Annotated in this window: 15 protein-coding genes, 1 other RNA gene and 1 pseudogene; 7 read left to right on the top strand and 10 right to left on the bottom strand. The window is 67.6% G+C overall.

Translation table 11 applies throughout. The features are described 5' to 3' along the window. Positions 1-34 precede the first annotated feature (34 nt). Entirely contained in the window at positions 35-1,666 is a 1,632-nt protein-coding gene (locus tag ACTIF2_RS24390; RefSeq protein ID WP_439499728.1) for an HAL/PAL/TAL family ammonia-lyase, read from the bottom strand. Between the two features lie 176 nt (positions 1,667-1,842). Between ACTIF2_RS24390 and ACTIF2_RS24385 the strand changes: the two genes are divergently transcribed. The 3 genes from ACTIF2_RS24385 to hemA all read left to right on the top strand — a co-directional run bounded on the left by ACTIF2_RS24385 (position 1,843) and on the right by hemA (position 4,702). Next, positions 1,843-2,466, top strand: coding sequence for a 2-hydroxychromene-2-carboxylate isomerase (locus tag ACTIF2_RS24385; RefSeq protein WP_439499727.1), 624 nt, complete (start codon positions 1,843-1,845; stop codon positions 2,464-2,466). 133 nt (positions 2,467-2,599) lie between these two features. Further along, positions 2,600-3,400 (top strand): SDR family NAD(P)-dependent oxidoreductase, encoded by an 801-nt coding sequence (locus ACTIF2_RS24380; protein WP_439499726.1) that lies wholly within the window; start codon positions 2,600-2,602, stop codon positions 3,398-3,400. A gap of 90 nt (positions 3,401-3,490) precedes the next feature. Beyond that, positions 3,491-4,702 carry a 5-aminolevulinate synthase gene (hemA, locus tag ACTIF2_RS24375; RefSeq protein ID WP_439499725.1) on the top strand — a complete coding sequence of 404 codons (1,212 nt, stop codon included), beginning with the start codon at positions 3,491-3,493 and terminating at the stop codon, positions 4,700-4,702. A gap of 130 nt (positions 4,703-4,832) precedes the next feature. On the opposite strand, the gene ACTIF2_RS24370 is transcribed toward hemA, so the two are convergent. Continuing rightward, positions 4,833-6,026: an O-succinylhomoserine sulfhydrylase gene (locus tag ACTIF2_RS24370; protein WP_439499724.1), complete on the bottom strand. Its 1,194-nt coding sequence runs from the start codon at positions 6,024-6,026 to the stop codon at positions 4,833-4,835. Positions 6,027-6,243: 217 nt separating this feature from the next. Between ACTIF2_RS24370 and ACTIF2_RS24365 the strand changes: the two genes are divergently transcribed. Beyond that, complete coding sequence (locus ACTIF2_RS24365; protein ID WP_439499723.1) at positions 6,244-7,389, top strand: alpha-hydroxy acid oxidase; 1,146 nt, start codon at positions 6,244-6,246, stop codon at positions 7,387-7,389. Here the strand turns inward: ACTIF2_RS24365 and ACTIF2_RS24360 are convergent. The 3 genes from ACTIF2_RS24360 to ACTIF2_RS24350 form a co-directional block, all read right to left on the bottom strand. Further along, positions 7,382-8,158, bottom strand: a complete 777-nt coding sequence (locus ACTIF2_RS24360) for a pyrimidine 5'-nucleotidase (RefSeq protein ID WP_439499722.1) — start codon at positions 8,156-8,158, stop codon at positions 7,382-7,384. The two genes, ACTIF2_RS24365 and ACTIF2_RS24360, sit on opposite strands and share 8 nt — an antisense overlap. A 191-nt stretch (positions 8,159-8,349) precedes the next feature. Further along, complete coding sequence (argB, locus tag ACTIF2_RS24355) at positions 8,350-9,249, bottom strand: acetylglutamate kinase (protein ID WP_439499721.1); 900 nt, start codon at positions 9,247-9,249, stop codon at positions 8,350-8,352. Positions 9,250-9,332: 83 nt separating this feature from the next. Beyond that, complete coding sequence (locus ACTIF2_RS24350; protein WP_439499720.1) at positions 9,333-9,701, bottom strand: DUF423 domain-containing protein; 369 nt, start codon at positions 9,699-9,701, stop codon at positions 9,333-9,335. Between the two features lie 209 nt (positions 9,702-9,910). On the opposite strand from ACTIF2_RS24350, the gene ACTIF2_RS24345 reads away from it, so the two are divergent. Next, positions 9,911-10,597, top strand: a complete 687-nt coding sequence (locus ACTIF2_RS24345; protein WP_439499719.1) for a hypothetical protein — start codon at positions 9,911-9,913, stop codon at positions 10,595-10,597. Between the two features lie 19 nt (positions 10,598-10,616). On the opposite strand, the gene yihA is transcribed toward ACTIF2_RS24345, so the two are convergent. From yihA to rpmH, 5 genes and pseudogenes are all read right to left on the bottom strand, one after another. After that, entirely contained in the window at positions 10,617-11,282 is a 666-nt protein-coding gene (gene yihA / locus ACTIF2_RS24340; RefSeq protein WP_439499718.1) for a ribosome biogenesis GTP-binding protein YihA/YsxC, read from the bottom strand. Between the two features lie 9 nt (positions 11,283-11,291). Then, positions 11,292-11,924: a CatB-related O-acetyltransferase gene (locus ACTIF2_RS24335; RefSeq protein ID WP_439499717.1), complete on the bottom strand. Its 633-nt coding sequence runs from the start codon at positions 11,922-11,924 to the stop codon at positions 11,292-11,294. Positions 11,925-12,123: 199 nt separating this feature from the next. Continuing rightward, positions 12,124-13,965, bottom strand: a pseudogene (yidC, locus tag ACTIF2_RS24330) (membrane protein insertase YidC); the annotation flags it as partial. Positions 13,966-14,003: 38 nt separating this feature from the next. After that, positions 14,004-14,405: a ribonuclease P protein component gene (rnpA, locus tag ACTIF2_RS24325; protein WP_439499716.1), complete on the bottom strand. Its 402-nt coding sequence runs from the start codon at positions 14,403-14,405 to the stop codon at positions 14,004-14,006. Positions 14,406-14,458: 53 nt separating this feature from the next. After that, positions 14,459-14,593, bottom strand: a complete 135-nt coding sequence (rpmH, locus tag ACTIF2_RS24320; RefSeq protein ID WP_038364779.1) for a 50S ribosomal protein L34 — start codon at positions 14,591-14,593, stop codon at positions 14,459-14,461. Positions 14,594-14,830: 237 nt separating this feature from the next. Between rpmH and ffs the strand changes: the two genes are divergently transcribed. After that, an RNA gene (gene ffs, locus ACTIF2_RS24315) (signal recognition particle sRNA small type) lies at positions 14,831-14,927 on the top strand. Positions 14,928-15,012: 85 nt separating this feature from the next. Beyond that, a complete protein-coding gene (locus ACTIF2_RS24310) occupies positions 15,013-16,866 on the top strand; it encodes a DNA polymerase III subunit gamma/tau (protein ID WP_439499715.1) in 1,854 nt (617 codons plus the stop codon). Positions 16,867-16,962: the final 96 nt, after the last annotated feature.

The raw sequence follows: 16,962 nt of genomic DNA, 5'->3' as shown, positions 1-16,962 counted from the left end.
GGTCGAGCCCGAGCATGACGTGCGTTTGCCTCGCCTACTCCAATCCCCCCACCGCCGCTTCGACGGCCGCGACGATCGCCCCGTTCCGCACCAGCTCCGTCGCCTGGTTCATCTCGGCGGCGTACCAGCGGTCGCCGTCGAGTGCGGCGGGAATCGTCTCGCGCAGCGCGTCGAGCGCGGCCTGCGTACCCTTGCCGAGCGGATGGGCCTTCGCCGTCTCGGCGATCAGTGAGAGCGCCTGGCAGGCCATCAGGATCTCGGCGGCGATGATCGTCTCGGTGTTCTCGACGACGCTGCGCGCCTTGCGGCCGCACCAGGTCGAGTTCGAGACATGGTCCTCGGCATTGGACTTGCCGGGGATCGAATCGACCGAACCGGGCGCCGAGAGCGTGCGGTTCTCCATCACCAGCGCCGACATCGAGCATTGCACGGTGGCAAAGCCCGTATTGAGGCCCTTCTTGCCGGCGAGCAGGTTGCGCGGCAGGCCGTAGCTCATGGTCGGGTCGATCAGCCGGGCGAGCCGCCGCTCGCAGATCGAGCCGAGATCGGTCATCGCGATGGCGAGCAGGTCCATCGCCTGCGCCACGTACTGGCCATGGAAATGGCCGCCGGAGATGACCTCGTAGCCCTCGCCGTCAGGAAAGATCAGCGGATTGTCGGTGGCCGAATTGGTCTCGGTCGCGATGATCCGCGCCACATAGTCGAGCGCCTCGCGCGCCGGCCCGTGCACCTGCGGCGCGCAGCGCAGCGAATAGACGTCCTGCACGCGCGGCGCCGGCGGCTTGCCTGGCGTCCGGCCGATCTCGTCGGGATAGATCGTCTCGCGTGCCGAGGCCGAGCAGCGCTTCGAGCCCTCGGTCAGTTTCAGCAGGTTGCGCGCGACCAGCGCCTGACCGGGATGCGGCCGCGCCGCATGGATGCGCGGGTCGAAGGCGGCGAGTTCGCCGCGCATCGCCTCGAGCGACAAGGCGAGCGCGATGTCGGCGGCCTTGACCAGACGCCTGGCATCCTCGCTCGCCAGCACCCCGAGCGCCAGCGACACCGTCGAGCCGTTGATCAGCGCCGAGGCGTCCTTGGCGCCGAGCGCGAAATCGGGCGCGAGCCCGGCCTTGGCAAGCGCGTCGCGCGCCGGCATGCGCCGACCCTTGTAGACCGCTTCCGCCTCGTCGAAGCCGCAGATCGCCGCCGACATATGCGCGAGCGGCGCGAGATCGCCGGAGGCGCCGACCGAGCCCTTCATCGGGATCACCGGATGCACCCCGGCATTGAGGCAGGCGAGCAGGCGCTCGACCAGCGCGACCTGCGGGCCGGAATAATTCGAGGCGAAGGCGTTGGCGCGCAGCAGCATGGTGGCGCGCGTCACGTCCTCGGGGAAGGGTTCGCCGATGCCGGTCGCATGCGCATAGACGGTCTTGCGCTGGTATTCGGTCATTTCCGACATCAGCACGCGCTGGTCCTTGAACAGGCCGACGCCGGTGTTGAAGGAATACATGAAGGGCGCATCGTCGGTCATGAAATGCGCGTCGATATGCGCCCGCGTCGCCGCGATCGCCTCGCGCGCCGACTTCGCCAGGCTCGCCTTCTCATAGCGGCCGGACGGGCCCGGCCGCGCGACCTTGAGAACCTGCTTGCCCTTGAGCGTGCGCCCGTCGATCGAAACCGCCATGCCCGTCTCCTCTGCCTCGCAAACCTGTTCGCATCGGTCTAGCGGCAGGCCGGCCGAAAGGAAATCTCCGGGCCGTGATAGGTGAGGTGACGATTTGGAATTGGTGGCGGCTTCCGCACCGCCGCATGCTGCACTGGTGCAAACCAGAATCCGACCTGAATGGATCCGCCCGCCCCATGCCGCGCAGCATCGACTATTTCTTCACGCTGGCCTCGCCCTGGGCCTATCTCGGCCACGCCGCCCTCATGGCGGTGGCGGAGCGTCATGGCCTGCGCGTCGTCTGTCGGCCGATGCCGGTGCGGGCCGTCTTCGACGAGACCGGCGGCCTGCCGCTGCCGAAGCGCCACCCGTCGCGCCAGCGCTATCGGCTGGTCGAGTTGCAGCGCTGGCGCGAGAGGCGCGGCCTGCCTCTGGTGCTGCAGCCGAAACATGTGCCGCTCGATGCGGCGCTGGTCGACCGTTTCGTCATCGCAACGATTGCGGCCGGCCATGATCCCGACGCCTTCCTGCGCCGCGCCGGCCGGGCGATCTGGGCCGAAGAGCGCGATCTAGCCGACCGGGCGGTGATCGCCGAACTCTCCGTCACGGAGGGGCTGCCGGCCGAGCTGCTGCTGACCGCGGCGGAAGGCGAGGCCAGCGCCGGGCGTTACGAGACCAATCGCATTGAGGCGATCGCCGCCGGCGTCTTCGGCGCGCCGTCCTATGTGCTGGATGGCGAGGTCTTCTGGGGCCAGGACCGAATCGAGCTGCTCGACCAGGCGCTGGCGAGCGGACGCGCCGCCTATTTGCCGCAGGCTTGACGCTCACTTTGCCGGGGCGTGCCGACCGCACGGCGCGCCTGCGCCCAAGGCTCTGGCATGTCGCGCATCCGGCGATATGCTGGTCATGAAAGACTGTCGGATAAATTCAATCGATTAAGGGAGCGCTCGCATCATGGCTCAGCAACAGACCGCGGCGGATTGGCCGAAGATTGCCGATCTCGAGGGCAAGCGCATCCTGATCACCGGCGCCAGCACCGGCATCGGCGCGGCCGCGGCGCGCGCCTTCGGCGCCAATGGCGCCCGCGTCGGCGTCCATTACAATGCCAGCCGCGACAAGGCTGAACTCGTCGCCCGCGATGTCGAGGCGGCCGGCGGCAAGGCCGTGCTGATCGGCGGCGACGTGACGAAGAGCGCCGAGATCAAGCGCATCATGGCCGAGGCCGCCGCCGGCCTCGGCGGGCTCGACGTGCTCGTCAACAATGCCGGCGGGCTGGTGAAGCGCATCCCGATCACCGAGTACGACGACGCGATCATCGATTCGATCATCGATCTCAACGTCCGCCAGGTCGCGCATTTCATGCGCGAGGGCGCCAGGCTCCTGATCGCGCAGGGCACCGGCGGCAGCATCATCAACCTGAGCTCGGTCGCCGCCCGCGTCGGCGGCGGGCCGGGCTCGGTGCTCTACGCGGCCGCGAAGGGTTTTGTCTCGACCGCGACCCGCGGCTGGGCCCGCGAGCTGGTCAAGCACAAGATCCGCGTCAATGCCGTCTCGCCGGGCGTGATCATGACGCCGTTCCACGAGCGCTACTCGACGCCAGAGCAGCTCGCTGTGATGCAGACCGGCATTCCGATGGACCGGCTCGGCAGCGCCGATGAATGCGTCGGCGCCTTCCTCTATCTCGCCTCGGAGCGGCTCGGCAGCTTCGTCACCGGCCAGATCCTCGAGGTCAATGGCGGCCAGTACATGCCCTGACCGGCACGCCATCACGGCCCCCGCGACACCGCGCACCATTTCGCGCTAAACCTCTCTGTCTTAGGAGAGGCCTGTCGCAGGAGGCCGCCGATGGACTACGAGGCATTTTTCCGCGCCGAGCTCGATTCCCTGCACAGGGAAGGGCGCTACCGCGTCTTCGCCGATCTCGAGCGCATCGCCGGGCGGTTTCCGCGCGCGACCTTCCATGGCGCGGGCGTTCCGCGCGAGGTCACGGTCTGGTGCTCCAACGATTATCTCGGCATGGGCCAGCATCCCGATGTGCTCGCCGCGATGCATGGCGCGCTCGACGGTTGCGGCGCTGGCGCCGGCGGCACCCGCAATATCGGCGGCACCAACCATTATCATGTCCTGCTGGAGCGCGAGCTTGCCGAGCTGCACGGCAAGGAAGCGGCCCTGCTCTTCAATTCCGGCTACATGTCGAACTGGGCCTCGCTCTCGACGCTGGCCGCGCGCCTGCCCGGCTGCGTCGTGCTGACCGATGCGCTCAACCACGCCTCGATGATCGAGGGCATCCGGCACTCGCGTGCCGAGAAGCTGATCTTCGCCCATAACGATCCCGACGACCTGCGCCGCAAGCTGGCCGGGCTCGATCCGGCCCGGCCGAAGCTGATCGCCTTCGAGTCGGTCTATTCGATGGATGGCGACATCGCGCCGCTCGCCGAATTCTGCGACCTCGCCGACGAATTCGGCGCGATGACCTATCTCGACGAGGTCCATGCCGTCGGGCTCTACGGCCCGCGCGGCGGCGGCGTCTCCGAGCGCGAGGGGCTGAGCCAGCGCCTGACCGTGATCGAGGGCACGCTGGCCAAGGGCTTTGGCATCATGGGCGGCTATATCGCCGCCTCGGCCGCGACCTGCGATTTCATCCGTAGCTATGCCTCGGGCTTCATCTTCTCGACCTCGCTGCCGCCGAGCCTTGCCGCCGGCGCGCTCGCCTCGGTGCGCCATCTCAAGGCGAGCCAGGCCGAGCGTGCGGGCCATCAGGACCGTGTCGCCGCCCTGCGCGCCCGGCTCGACGCCGCCGGCATCGCCCATCTCGCCAATCCGAGCCATATCGTGCCGGTGATGGTCGGCGATGCCGTGCTGTGCAAGGCGATCAGCGACGAGCTGCTGGCGCGCTTCGACGTCTATGTCCAGCCGATCAACTATCCGACCGTGCCGCGCGGCACCGAGCGCCTGCGCATCACGCCCTCGCCGCTGCATTCGGACGGCGATATCGACCATCTCGTCGGCGCGCTCGCCGCGATCTGGAACCGGGTCGGGCTGAAGCGCGCGGCTTGAGGGGAAGGCTCGTCATGCTCGGGCTTGACCCGAGCATCTCGGGACGGAAAAGCGCCCTATCCTGCAAGAGATTCTCGGGTCTCCGCTTCGCTTCGCCCGAGAATGACGGGTGGTGGCGCGCGCGAACCGACTAAACCGCGGCCAGCGCCTGCTCCAGATCGGCTATCAGGTCGTCGGGGTGTTCGAGTCCGACCGAGAAGCGCACCAGCCCGTCGCCGACGCCCATGCTGGCGCGGACCTCCGGCGTGAAGCGCTGATGCGTCGTCGTCGCGGGATGGACGATCAGGCTCTTGGCGTCGCCGAGATTGTTGGAGATGCGGATCAGCTTCAAGCCGTTCAGCAGCCGGTAGACGGCATCCTTGCCGCCGGCGACCTCGAAGGCGACCAGCGTCGAGGGCCCGCTCATCTGGCGCGCGATGATCTCGGCTTGCGGATGATTGGGGTCGCCGGGGAAGTTCACCTTCGGCAGCTTGGGCTGTTTGGCCAGCCAGGCGGCCAGAACCGCCGCGCTCTCGGCCTGCCGCCGCACCCGCAGCGGCAGCGTCTCCAGCGCCTTCAGCATCACCCAGGCGTTGAAGGGCGACATGGCCGGGCCGGTCTGGCGCAGGAAGGTCTGGATCTCGCCGAGGACGAGCTCTTCCGAACCGAGGATCAGCCCGCCGAGGCAGCGCCCCTGGCCGTCGATATGCTTCGTCGCCGAATAGACGACGATGTCGGCGCCGAGCTCGAGCGGGCGCTGGAACAGCGGCGTCGCGAAGACATTGTCGACGACCAGCTTGGCGCCGACCTCCTTCGCCAGCGCCGCGACCGCGGCGATGTCGATCACCTCCAGCGTCGGGTTCGCCGGGCTCTCCAGGAAGAAGACCTTGGTGTTGGGCCGCACCGCCTCACGCCAGGCGGCGATGTCCGGGCCCTTCACCAGCGTCGACTCGACGCCGTAGCGCGGCAGATGGTCCTCGACCACGTAGCGGCAGGAGCCGAACAGCGCCTGGGCCGCCACGACATGGTCGCCGGCCCGCACCAGGCTCATCACGGCGGCGGTCACCGCGGCCATGCCGGTCGCCGTGGCGCGACAGGCCTCGGCGCCCTCGAAGGCGGCCATGCGCTGTTCCAGCATGGTGACGCTGGGATTGGAGAAGCGGGCATATTGGAAGCCCGGATCCTTGTTCAGGAAGCGCGCCTCGCATTGCTCGGCGCTGTCATAGACATGGCCCTGGGTCAGGAACAGCGCCTCGGAGGTCTCGCCGAATTGCGAGCGCAACGTGCCGGCATGAACCAGCCGCGTTTCGGGATGCAATGTCGCCCCCTTGTCCTGTCCGCTCATGACGCTCACCTTGTTCGTTATAACGGACAAAGGCGATAACAGATCAAAACTCGTCCGTAAAGGCGAACGGTCTGCCACGCGCAAAGCGACATCGCGATGATTTTTCTCCGTGGCCGTCATGACGGTCGGCCATGACCTACCGGCTGGCCAAGTCTCGCAATCTCGGCCAAGGTCCGCGGCCTTTCCCCGGCATGGAAATCCGAGTTCGAGACCAGCGATGCGCCTGTGCGACTGCCACAATTTTCACGACTTCCGCACCATGGCGAAGCGCCGGCTGCCGGGGCCGATCTTCGACTATATCGACGGGGCGGCCGATGACGAGACGACCCATCGCCGGAACAGCGAGAGCTTCGAGCGCTGCGATCTCGTCCCGAACGTCCTGCGCGGCGTCGGGCAGGTCGACATGTCGGTCACCGTCATGGGGCAGAAGCTGGCCATGCCGGTCTATTGCTCGCCGACCGCGCTGCAGCGGCTGTTCCACCATGAGGGCGAACGCGCGGTCGCGGCGGCCGCGGCGAAATACGGGACGATGTTCGGCGTCTCGTCGCTGGGCACGACCAGTCTCGAGGAGCTGCGCCGGCGTCACGACACGCCGCAGGTCTACCAGTTCTATTTCCACAAGGACCGCGGCCTGAACCGCGCCATGATGCAGCGCGCCAGGGATGCCGGCGTCGAGGTGATGATGCTGACCGTCGACAGCATCACCGGCGGCAACCGCGAGCGCGATTTGCGCACCGGCTTCTCGATCCCGTTCCGCCTGAACCTTGCCGGCATGCTGCAATTTGCGCTGAAGCCGTCATGGGCGGTCAATTATCTTACCCATGAGCGCTTCCGGCTGCCGCAGCTCGATGCGCATGTCGACATGGGCGGTGGCGCCATGTCGATCAGCCGCTACTTCACCGAGATGCTCGACCCGAGCTTGAGCTGGGACGACGTGGCGGAGATGGTCCAGCACTGGTCGGGCCGGTTCTGCCTGAAGGGCGTGATGTCGGTCGACGACGCCAGGCGCGCCGTCGAGATCGGCTGCAGCGGCATCATCCTGTCGAACCATGGCGGGCGCCAGCTCGACGGCTCGCGGGCGGCCTTCGACCAGCTCGCCGAAATCGTCGACGCGGTCGGAGACCGCATCGACGTGATCATGGATGGCGGCGTGCAGCGCGGCACGCATGTGCTCAAGGCGCTGTCGCTCGGGGCCAAGGCCGTCGGGCTCGGGCGCTACTATCTCTATCCGCTCGCGGCGGCGGGGCAGCCCGGCGTCGAGCGTGCGCTGGCGAAAATGCGCACCGAGATCGAGCGCGGGATGAAGCTGATGGGCTGCAGCAGCGTCGACCAGCTCTCGCGCGCCAACCTGCGCTTCAGATAGAGGCGGGGTCGCTCGCCGCCGTTGCGCCCGGCCCGGGCGTTGCCATCTGTCCGAGCGGCTTGAGGAAGCCGGTGAGGTCTGCCGTGACATGATGGACATGGCCGGCCTCGACGGCCGCCTGTTCCCAGGCCTCGCGGAACGGGTCCGGCGTCCGCGGGATGATCAGCACCGTCTTCATACCGAGCGCGCTCGGCACCAGAAGGTTCTTCTCGATATCCTCGAACATCGCGGCGCGGCCGGGATCGACCGAGTGCTTCGCCAGGAAGTTCTCATAGGTCGCGCGCTCGGGCTTCGGCAGGAAGCCGGCCTGGACGATGTCGAAGATGTCCTCGAAATGGTGCAGGATGCCGAGCTTGCCGGCGACGTTCTCGGCATGGCCGCGCGAGCCGTTGGTCAGGATCAGCTTGCGCCCCGGCAGCGCCGCGATCGCTTCGCCCAGGTCCGGATTCGGGTCGAGCAGGGTCAGGTCGATCTGGTGGGCGAAATCGAGGAAGTCGTCGGGATCGACGCCATGCTCCTCCATCAGCCCCTTCAGCGTCGTGCCGTAGCGCTGGTAATAATATTTCTGCAGGGCACGCGAGGACAGCCCGTCGAGCCCGAAGAGCTCGCTCAGGAACAGCGTGATGCGCTCGTCGACCTGCGGCCAGACCTTCGCCTCATGCGAATAGAGCGTGTTGTCGAGGTCGAAGATCCAGTGATCGACATGTGCGAAGGCTTCCGGCTTTGGCAGGAGCGGCGCGGCGGCGGCGAATGATGCGGTCTGGTTCATGGCTGGGGCATGTCATGTGGCGATGCCGTCATGACATGCAAGTCTCTTGCGAGGTTATTTCGGAAGTACCCCGTCATGCTCGGGCTCGACCTGAGCATCTCTTTCAGGAGATTCTCGGGTCTGCGCTGAGTTTATCCTTGGGCCGGCCAAAAGCCGGACCCGAGGGCTTCGCCCGAGGATGACGGACTTTCTCAACGCCGGATGATCGTGCCCGAGCCGGTATCGGTGAAGAGCTCGATCAGCGCGGCGTGCGGGATCTTGCCGTCGAGGATGACGACGGCCTCGACGCCCTTCTCGAGCGCATAGATGCAGGTCTCGATCTTCGGGATCATCCCGCCCGAGATCGTGCCGTCGGCGATCAGGTGGCGGCACTCCTCCACGGTGAGCTCCGGGATCAGGTTCTTGTCCTTGTCGAGCACGCCGGGCACGTCGGTCAGCAGCAGCAGGCGCTTGGCATTGAGCGCGCCCGCGATGGCGCCGGCGAAGGTGTCGGCATTGACATTGTAGGTCTGGCCGTCGGCGGCGGCGCAGACCGGCGCCAGAACCGGGATCAGCTCGGCCTTGAGCACGGCTTCGAGCACGCCGGTATGGACGGTCTCCGGCTCGCCGACATAGCCGAGGTCGAGCACCTGCTCGATCTTCGAATCGGGATCGACGATGGTGCGCGTCACCTTGCGCGCGGTCACCATGTTGCCGTCCTTGCCGCAGAGCCCAATCGCCCTGCCGCCCTCGCGCGAGATGTAGCCGACGATCTCCTTGTTGACCGAGCCGGCCAGCACCATCTCGACGACGTCGACGGTTGCCTGGTCGGTGACGCGCAGGCCCTGCTTGAACTCTGACTTGATGCCGAGCTTCTCGAGCATGCGCGCGATTTGCGGGCCGCCGCCATGGCAGACCACCGGCTTCAGGCCGGACTGCTCGAGCAGCACGATGTCCTCGGCGAAGTCCTCGGCGGTCGCCGCGTCACCCATGGCGTTGCCGCCATATTTGATCACGATCACCTCCTGGTCGTAGCGCTGCATATGCGGCAGCGCCTGGACGAGGAGCTCGGCCGCTTGCGACGGCGTCAGATGGGCGGCGGGATTGATCATCTTCAGGCTCCGCGAGGCACGCGCATCGGCGCGTCGGGCCTTCTAGCGGACAATGGCCGAGGGCGGAAGCGCGTCGATGCGGTTCAGCCGCGCCTCGCGAACAGGGCGGAGCCCGCCAGCACGAGCCAGCCGCCGAGCATGAACCAGCCGCCGATCGGCGCGGCGCGCGGGAACAATGCCTCGTTGGCGAAGCCGCGCCGCGCGAGATCGGCGGAGAACAGCACCGCTCCCAGGATCAGGGCCGAGAGCGCCAGCCGCGCCGCGAGATCGGCGAGATGGCCCGCCTTGCGCGCCACCGTGGCGCCGATCACGACCGGGGCGTGGAACAGCAGCATCTGCCCGGCGGTCTGGACATTGGCCGTGCCGGTGACATGCGCCGCCGCGGCGAGCAGCGCGACGCCGGCGAGCCCCATCAGGGCGGCGAGGGCGAGATGGATCTTTGCGGCGGTCATGCTGGCCTCGGCGGTTATGGCCGGGCTCGACCCGGCCATCTCGGGATGGAAAGGCGCCGAAGCGGGGTTTTCGGTCAAGCCGGCCGGGGCGCGGCATGGTGAAGCGAACACGGCCGCCGGTTGACAGCAAGGTCGTTTGGTATTTCCGTCCGCTCAGGAGACTGCGCTTCCAATCCGCTGCACCACGGCATGGAAGGGACGTTTTGGCCATGCTCTCCTGCGACAATCAGGGCCCGGGCCCTGCCGCATCCCGGTTCCACGAGGCCTGTTCAGGAAAATTCCTCAGGCCCGGCCTGCTCGCGATCGCGCTCGTCGGCGAGCCCGTCGCGGCGCAGACCACCGACCGAAGCTGGTACGCGACCGGCTATGTCAGCCGCTGGGCCAACACCGACATCCTCGACGTGCCCGAGCGCAGCATCACCGGCAATCTCAGCTTCAGGGACGCCAATTTCGCCGGTATCGGGCTGGGGCGCGTTATCGTGCCCTCCTTCGCCATTCCCTTGCCGGGAACCGATTTTGCCTTCCGCGGCAACCGCATCGAGCTCGAGGGCCAGGTCGTTCGCCATTTCGGCGGGCAGGACCATTGGGAGGGCGTGCTCGCGCTGATGTTCCGCACCGGGCAGATCCCGCTGGCGGGCGGGCTGAGCATGAACCTCGCGCTGGGCGAGGGCTTCTCCTATGCGTCGGAGCGACCGCGGTTCGAAGGCAGCTTCCGCGTCGAGCCGAGCCGCTTCCTCAACTACCTGGCCTTCGAGATCGAATTCTCCCACGCCTCGATGCCGGGCGTGCATTTCGTCTCGCGCATTCACCACCGCTCCGGCGTGTTCGGCCTCGTCGCGCCGAGGGAATCCGGCTCGAACTTCATTGGCGCGGGCATCCGGATCGACCTGCGCTGAGCGAGGTCGCGGGTAGTCCCTAGCCCCGCTCCGCCAGCACCCGCGCGATCGCGGCGCGCAGCTCCGGTATCCCGAGGCCCTTGTCGCTGGAGGTCAGCAGCACCTCCGGAAACGCCGCCGGGCGGCGCTTGATCTCGTCATAGGTCGCCTCGCACATGAACTGCTGGTCGGCCTGCTTGATCGCGTCGCTCTTGGTCAGCACGACCTGGTAGGACACCGCCGCCTTGTCGAGCGTCTCCAGCACCGCGCCGTCGACATCCTTGATGCCGTGGCGGGCGTCGATCAGCACATAGACCCGCATCAGGTTCGAGCGGCCGCGCAGATATTCGTGGATCAGGTTGGTCCAGGCCGCGACCTTGTCGCGCCCGACCGCGGCATAGCCGTAGCCCGGCATGTCGACGATGGTCAGCCGCTCGTTATAGTCGACCTGGCGGAAGAAATTGAGCTGCTGCGTCCGGCCCGGCGTGTGCGAGGTCCGTGCCAGCGCGTTGCGCCGCGTCAGCGCGTTGATCAGGCTCGACTTGCCGACATTGGAGCGCCCGGCGAAGGCGATCTCCTGGCCGACCATCGGCGGCAGGTCGTCGATCTTGGTCGAGGCCCAGACGAAGTCCCACGGGCCCTCGAAGAGCTTTCGGGCCGTCTCGATCTCGTCCGGCGTGAAGGGGGCTGTCGTGCTCGTGGTCATGGCTTCTGCCTACACGGCGGCGCGCAGCGCGTCGATGTTTGCACCCGCGATCGATGGCAGGTTGCGCGCGATCTTCTCGGGCTCCCAGTCCCACCAGCGGATCTCGAGCAGCGCCTCGACGATCTCCGGCGGGAACCGCGTCTTCACCACCCGGCCGGGATTGCCGACGACGACCGCATAGGGCGGCACGTCGCGCGCGACCTGTGCCCGCGTGCCGATGATGGCGCCGTCGCCGACCGTGACGCCCGGCATGATCACCGCCTCGCGGCCGATCCAGACATCGTTGCCGATCACCGTATCGCCGCGCAGGCCGAGGCCGTCGCGGCTGAAGTCGGGCACGTTCTCGAAGCCGAACATGCCGAAGGGATAGGTCGAGAATCCGCCCATCGGATGGTTGGCGCCGTTCATGATGAACTGGGCCGCCTGGGCGATCGCGACGAACCTGCCGATGATCAGCCGGTCGCCGATGAAGTCGAAATGATAGCGCACGCAGCGGCCGACGAAATGCTCCGGCCCGCGCGAGTCGTCGTAATAGCTGTAATCCCCGACCTCGATCAGCGGATGGTCGACCACGGCCTTGAGGAAGGCGGTGCCCTTCCAGCCCGGGATCGGATGCAGGGTGAGCGGGTCGGGGAGAGGCATGGCGCTTTCCGTCGGAAGTCGGGCGATCGGCAAGGAGTAGGCCGATCGCCCAGGAACCTTACGGCTTCGCGTCCGCCTTGTTGCTGTTGGCCGGCTTGGCGGCAACCGCTGCGGACTGCTTCGACTTCCTGCCGGTGGCGGGCTTGCCCGCGACGGCTTCGGTCGGCTCCTTGTCGGCCGGCTTGGCCGCGACCGTCGCAGCCGGCTTCGGTTCGGGCTTCTTGCCGAACAGGCCCTTGATGTTGTCGAACAGCTCGATCTTGACCCCGTGCTTCCTCATGATGAAGCCCTGCTGCAGCACCGAGAGCGTGTTGTTCCAGGCCCAGTAGATCACCAGTCCGGCCGGGAAGGTGCCGAGCAGGAAGGTGAAGAACACCGGCATCCAGGTGAACATCATCTTCTGCACCGGGTCCGGCGGCTCCGGGTTCATCTTCATCTGCACGAACATCGTGATGCCCATGATGATCGGCCAGGCGCCGATCATCAGCATGTGCGGCACCGCGAAGGGCAGCAGGCCGAAGAGGTTGAAGATCGAGGTCGGGTCCGGCGCCGCCAGGTCCTTGATCCAGCCGAAGAAGGGCGCGTGCCGCATCTCGATGGTGATGAACAGGATCTTGTAGAGCGCGAAGAAGACCGGGATCTGCACCAGCACCGGCCAGCAGCCGGCGAGCGGGTTGATCTTCTGGGTCTTGTACAGCTCCATCAGCGCCTGTTGCTGCTTCATCTTGTCGTCGGCAAAGCGCTCGCGGATGGCGAGCATTTCCGGCTGCACCGCCTTCATCTTCGCCATCGAGGCGTAGGACTTGTTGGCGAGCGGGAAGAACAGGCCCTTCAGCAGCACCGTGACGACGAGGATCGCGATGCCGAAATTTCCGACATGCTTGTAGACCCAGTCCATCACGTAGAACATCGGCTTGGTGATGAAATAGAACCAGCCCCAGTCGATCATCAGCTCGAAGCGCTTGATGCCGAGATTCTTCTCGTAGCCGTCGATCGCCGCGACTTCCTTGGCGCCGGCGAAGAGCCTCGCGTTCGAGGCCGAGGAGGCGCCGGGCGCAATGGTGACCGCCTCGCCGAGGAAATCGGCCTGATAGGTGCGGGCGTTGCCGGTCTGGACCGAGGAGTAGCGGCCCTCGTATTTGCGCGTCTGGTCCGGAACGACCGCGGCGGCCCAGTATTTGTCGGTGATGCCGACGAAGCCGCCGACCAGGTCCTTCCAGACCTTGCCGTTGGTGCCGGGCGCGAGCGCCGGCTCCTTGTCGACATGGTCATAGGTGAATTCCTGCAGGCCCTGCTCGCCGAGATTGCCGATCAGGCCCTCGTGCAGCACGTAATAGCCGAGCGTCGCCGGCTTGCCGTGGCGCACCACCTGGCCGAAGGGGAACAGCGTGACCGGCGCGCCGCCCTTGTTCTCGACCTCGTCGCGGATCGTGAACATGGCGTTGTCGTCGACGCTGATCGCCCGCTTGAACAGCAGGCCCTGGCCGTTGTCCCAGGTCAGGTTGAGCGGCGTGCCGGAGCGCAGCACCTGCGCATCGGCGCTCCAGACCGTCGTCGCGTTCGGCAGGGCGACATTGGTGCCCGGCGCCGCGACCCAGCCGAAATCGGAATAATAGGCGTTCGGCCCACCGAGCGGCGAGAGCAGGATGATGTTCGGGCTGCTGCGGTCGACGGTCTCGTGATAGGCCTTCAGCGAGACGTCGTCGATGCGCGCGCCGGTCAGCGCGATCGAGCCGGCGATCTTGGGCGTGTCGATCCGGATGCGCGGGCTGCGGGCCAGCGCCTGATCGCGGGTCTCGACGGCGGGCGTCGCCGGCACGGCGGCCGGGGCTGCGGCGGTGGTCGCCGGCTGACCGGGAACCGACGGGGCCGGCACCGAGGAGGCGCCGGGCTGGACGGCCTGCGTCTGCGTCTGCTGGTTCTGCTGCGTGATCTGCTTCTGCTTTTCCATCTGCGGCACGCCGTAGAAGAACTGCCAGCCGAGCAGCACGACGACCGAGAGCGTGATCGCCAGAAGCAGATTGCGGTTGTCTTCTTTCATCATGACCGGAAACAGATCTCGCTGACGCCAAAAGGCTTTTAAGGCTGGGATCGCGCGCCGCCGACGGCGCGCTTCTCGGCCGGCTTGCGGCCGGCCTTGACGGGTCTGGCGCGATCGAGCGCGACGGAGAGATCGGCGACCAGCGCCGGGAATGCGGCGGCGAGCACCTCGCGTCGCGCAACGATGACGACATCGCAGGGGCGGCCGGACTGGGCGGCCAACGCCGCGCCGGCCGCGGCGCGGAGCCGCCGGCGGATGCGGTTGCGCTCGGGCGCGTTGCCGACCTTGCGCGATGCGGTCAGGCCGAGGCACAGGCCTTCGCGGCCGTCTTCGGCGCTCGCGTCGCGGACCTGTACCGTGAAGGCAGACGAACGAAAACGGCGGCCATCCGCGGCCGCCGCCAGAAACTGCTTGCGTTCGGTCAGACGGGCGAGGCGCATGGCGATTGGCCTGTCTTCCGGAATCGGCGCGCGGCTGTCACGCGCCGGCGCGCTCAGGCCGACAGGCGCTTACGGCCATGCGCCCGGCGGGCGGCGATGACCTTGCGGCCACCCTTGGTCGCCATGCGGGCGCGATAGCCGTGGCGGCGCTTGCGAACCAGCTTGCTGGGTTGGTAGGTTCTCTTCACGGTCCGTCTCCGGGGCCTTGTCTAGCGCGACGGCCGCGTCTTCCCTGCGGGGAAAAATCGGCCAGCCAAGCCTGTCATGCAAAAAGGGCGGCGCGGCCCAAAAGGCTGCGCAGGTGGCGGGCTTATGGCGGAAGGGCTCCTCCAAGTCAATGCCGAAGGCGCATCCTGCGACGATGCCGCAGGGGCGCTTGCTTGCCTGCGCTTGCACTTGGCGGAGACATCCCCGATATAGCGCCCGGGAGGTTGGCGAGGGACGTCTCACTCGCCAACCGGGTCAGGTCCGGAAGGAAGCAGCCCCAACGAGACCGAACGGGTCTTCGTCCAGCCTCCCACCTCGCGGCCGCGCGTTATGTCAGCAGCCGCGGGCGCGTCGGCCATAAGCCGTTGACCCTCGCGCCCCAAACCGCCAAACCAGAACCATGAGCGACGAGATTCCGACAGCGCCCTCGGCAGACGAGCCAGGCTTCCCCGGCCTGTCGCCGGCGCCGGCCGCCACGCCGGCAGGCGCCGCCTATCGCGTGCTGGCGCGCAAGTACCGGCCCGCCCATTTCGGCGACCTGATCGGCCAGGACGCGATGGTGCGCACGCTCACCAACGCCTTCACGGCCGGACGCATTCCGCAGGCCTGGATGCTGACCGGCGTGCGCGGGGTCGGCAAGACCACCACCGCCCGCATCCTGGCGCGGGCGCTGAATTTCCAGACCGAGGCCGGTTCCGGCGGCCCGACCACCGATCTCTCCCGTTTCGGCGTGCATTGCCGCGAGATCATCGAGGGCCGCCATATCGACGTGATGGAGATCGACGCGGCCTCGAATAACGGCGTCGACAACATCCGCCAGATCAATGACGGCGTGCGCTACGCCCCGGTTTCGGCGCGCTACAAGGTCTATATCATCGACGAAGTGCACATGATGACCGGGGCGGCGTTCAACGCCTTCCTGAAGACGCTGGAAGAGCCGCCGCCGCACGCCAAGTTCATCTTCGCCACCACCGAGATCCGCAAGGTGCCGGTCACGGTGCTGTCGCGCTGCCAGCGCTTCGACCTGCGCCGTGTCGATGCCGGCCTCCTGGTCGGGCACCTCTCCGGCATCTGCAAGGCCGAAGGCGTTGAGGCCGAGGATGAGGCGCTCGCCGCCGTCGCCCGCGCCGCCGAGGGCTCGGTCCGCGATTCGCTCTCGATCCTCGACCAGGCCATCGCCCATGCCGCGGGCAAGATCCTGCTCGAGGACGTGCGCTCCATGCTCGGCCTCGCCGACCGCGCCCGCGTCATCGACCTGTTCGAGGCGGTGATGAAGGGCGACATCGCGACCGCGCTCGGTGAATTGCGGGCGCAATACGACGCCGGCGCCGACCCCGTCGTGGTGCTGACCGATCTCGCCGAGTTCACCCATCTGGTGACGCGCCTCAAGCTCGTGCCGGACGCCGCCGGCGACAACGGCCTGTCGCAGGCCGAGCGTAGCCGCGGCTCCGATTTCGCCGGCCGGCTCTCGGTGCGCGTGCTCGCCCGCGCCTGGCAGATGCTGTTGCGCGGCATGGCCGAGGTGAAGCAGGCCGACCGGCCGGTCATGGCCGCCGAGATGGTGCTGGTGCGGCTCGCCCATGCCGCGGATCTGCCGACGCCGGACGAGGCGATGCGGATGCTGCGCGACGGCGCCGGAATCGGCGGCAACGGCAATGGCAATGGCGGTTCGGCCCCGCGCCCGCCCTCCGGCGGCGGCAATACCGCGCTCGCCGCGCGTCCGGTCCTCGCCAGCGCCAATCCGGCTCCGACGCCCGTCGCCGCCAGCGCCCAGCCTGCCGTCATGGTCGCGTCGCTGGAGGATGTCGTGGCGCTCGCCTCGCAGCATCGCGACATCACGCTGAAGCTAGCGCTGGAACGCGATGTCAGGCCGGTCAGCTTCGAGCCGGGGCGGATCGAGTTCGCGCTCGCCGAGGGCGGCTCGCGCACGCTCGCCAATGATCTGTCGCGCCGCCTCAAGGAATGGACCGGGCAGACCTGGATGGTCGCGATGGTCAATATCGAGGGCGCCGCCACCTTGCGCGAGCAGGCACAGGCGGTGAGGGGCCAGCGCGAGAGCGATGCTGCGGCCCATCCGGCGGTCAAGGCGGTGCTGGAGCGCTTTCCCGGCGCCCGCATCGTCGATGTCCGCGATCCCCGCGCGGCCGCGGCGGCCGAGAGCCGCAATGCGGCGCCAGCGGAGGACGAGTATTTGCCCGATGCCGAGCCGCTCTTCGACGATAGCGAGCCGGATTTCGACGGCATCGATTTCTGAAACGATGCCCCGCAAAGGCGCAAGGCGGCTTTCCGGGGCAGGCACGAACAGCACGGGAGACGAACCATGCGCGACATGATGGGCCTGATGAAGCAG

This window comes from Allobosea sp., from assembly GCF_051860145.1.
Taxonomy (GTDB): Bacteria; Pseudomonadota; Alphaproteobacteria; order Rhizobiales; family Beijerinckiaceae; genus Allobosea.
Note: the sequence above shows the minus strand (reverse complement) of the source record. Positions and strands in the feature narration are given on the sequence as shown.

Bases quoted from the DNA above. Each gene is read 5' to 3' on its own strand.
- ACTIF2_RS24390 (WP_439499728.1), bottom strand. From the start codon at position 1,666: ATGGCGGTTTCGATCGACGGGCGCACGCTCAAGGGCAAGCAGGTTCTC.
- ACTIF2_RS24385 (WP_439499727.1), top strand. From the start codon at position 1,843: ATGCCGCGCAGCATCGACTATTTCTTCACGCTGGCCTCGCCCTGGGCC.
- ACTIF2_RS24380 (WP_439499726.1), top strand. From the start codon at position 2,600: ATGGCTCAGCAACAGACCGCGGCGGATTGGCCGAAGATTGCCGATCTC.
- hemA (WP_439499725.1), top strand. From the start codon at position 3,491: ATGGACTACGAGGCATTTTTCCGCGCCGAGCTCGATTCCCTGCACAGG.
- ACTIF2_RS24370 (WP_439499724.1), bottom strand. From the start codon at position 6,026: ATGAGCGGACAGGACAAGGGGGCGACATTGCATCCCGAAACGCGGCTG.
- ACTIF2_RS24365 (WP_439499723.1), top strand. From the start codon at position 6,244: ATGCGCCTGTGCGACTGCCACAATTTTCACGACTTCCGCACCATGGCG.
- ACTIF2_RS24360 (WP_439499722.1), bottom strand. From the start codon at position 8,158: ATGAACCAGACCGCATCATTCGCCGCCGCCGCGCCGCTCCTGCCAAAG.
- argB (WP_439499721.1), bottom strand. From the start codon at position 9,249: ATGATCAATCCCGCCGCCCATCTGACGCCGTCGCAAGCGGCCGAGCTC.
- ACTIF2_RS24350 (WP_439499720.1), bottom strand. From the start codon at position 9,701: ATGACCGCCGCAAAGATCCATCTCGCCCTCGCCGCCCTGATGGGGCTC.
- ACTIF2_RS24345 (WP_439499719.1), top strand. From the start codon at position 9,911: ATGCTCTCCTGCGACAATCAGGGCCCGGGCCCTGCCGCATCCCGGTTC.
- yihA (WP_439499718.1), bottom strand. From the start codon at position 11,282: ATGACCACGAGCACGACAGCCCCCTTCACGCCGGACGAGATCGAGACG.
- ACTIF2_RS24335 (WP_439499717.1), bottom strand. From the start codon at position 11,924: ATGCCTCTCCCCGACCCGCTCACCCTGCATCCGATCCCGGGCTGGAAG.
- rnpA (WP_439499716.1), bottom strand. From the start codon at position 14,405: ATGCGCCTCGCCCGTCTGACCGAACGCAAGCAGTTTCTGGCGGCGGCC.
- ACTIF2_RS24310 (WP_439499715.1), top strand. From the start codon at position 15,013: ATGAGCGACGAGATTCCGACAGCGCCCTCGGCAGACGAGCCAGGCTTC.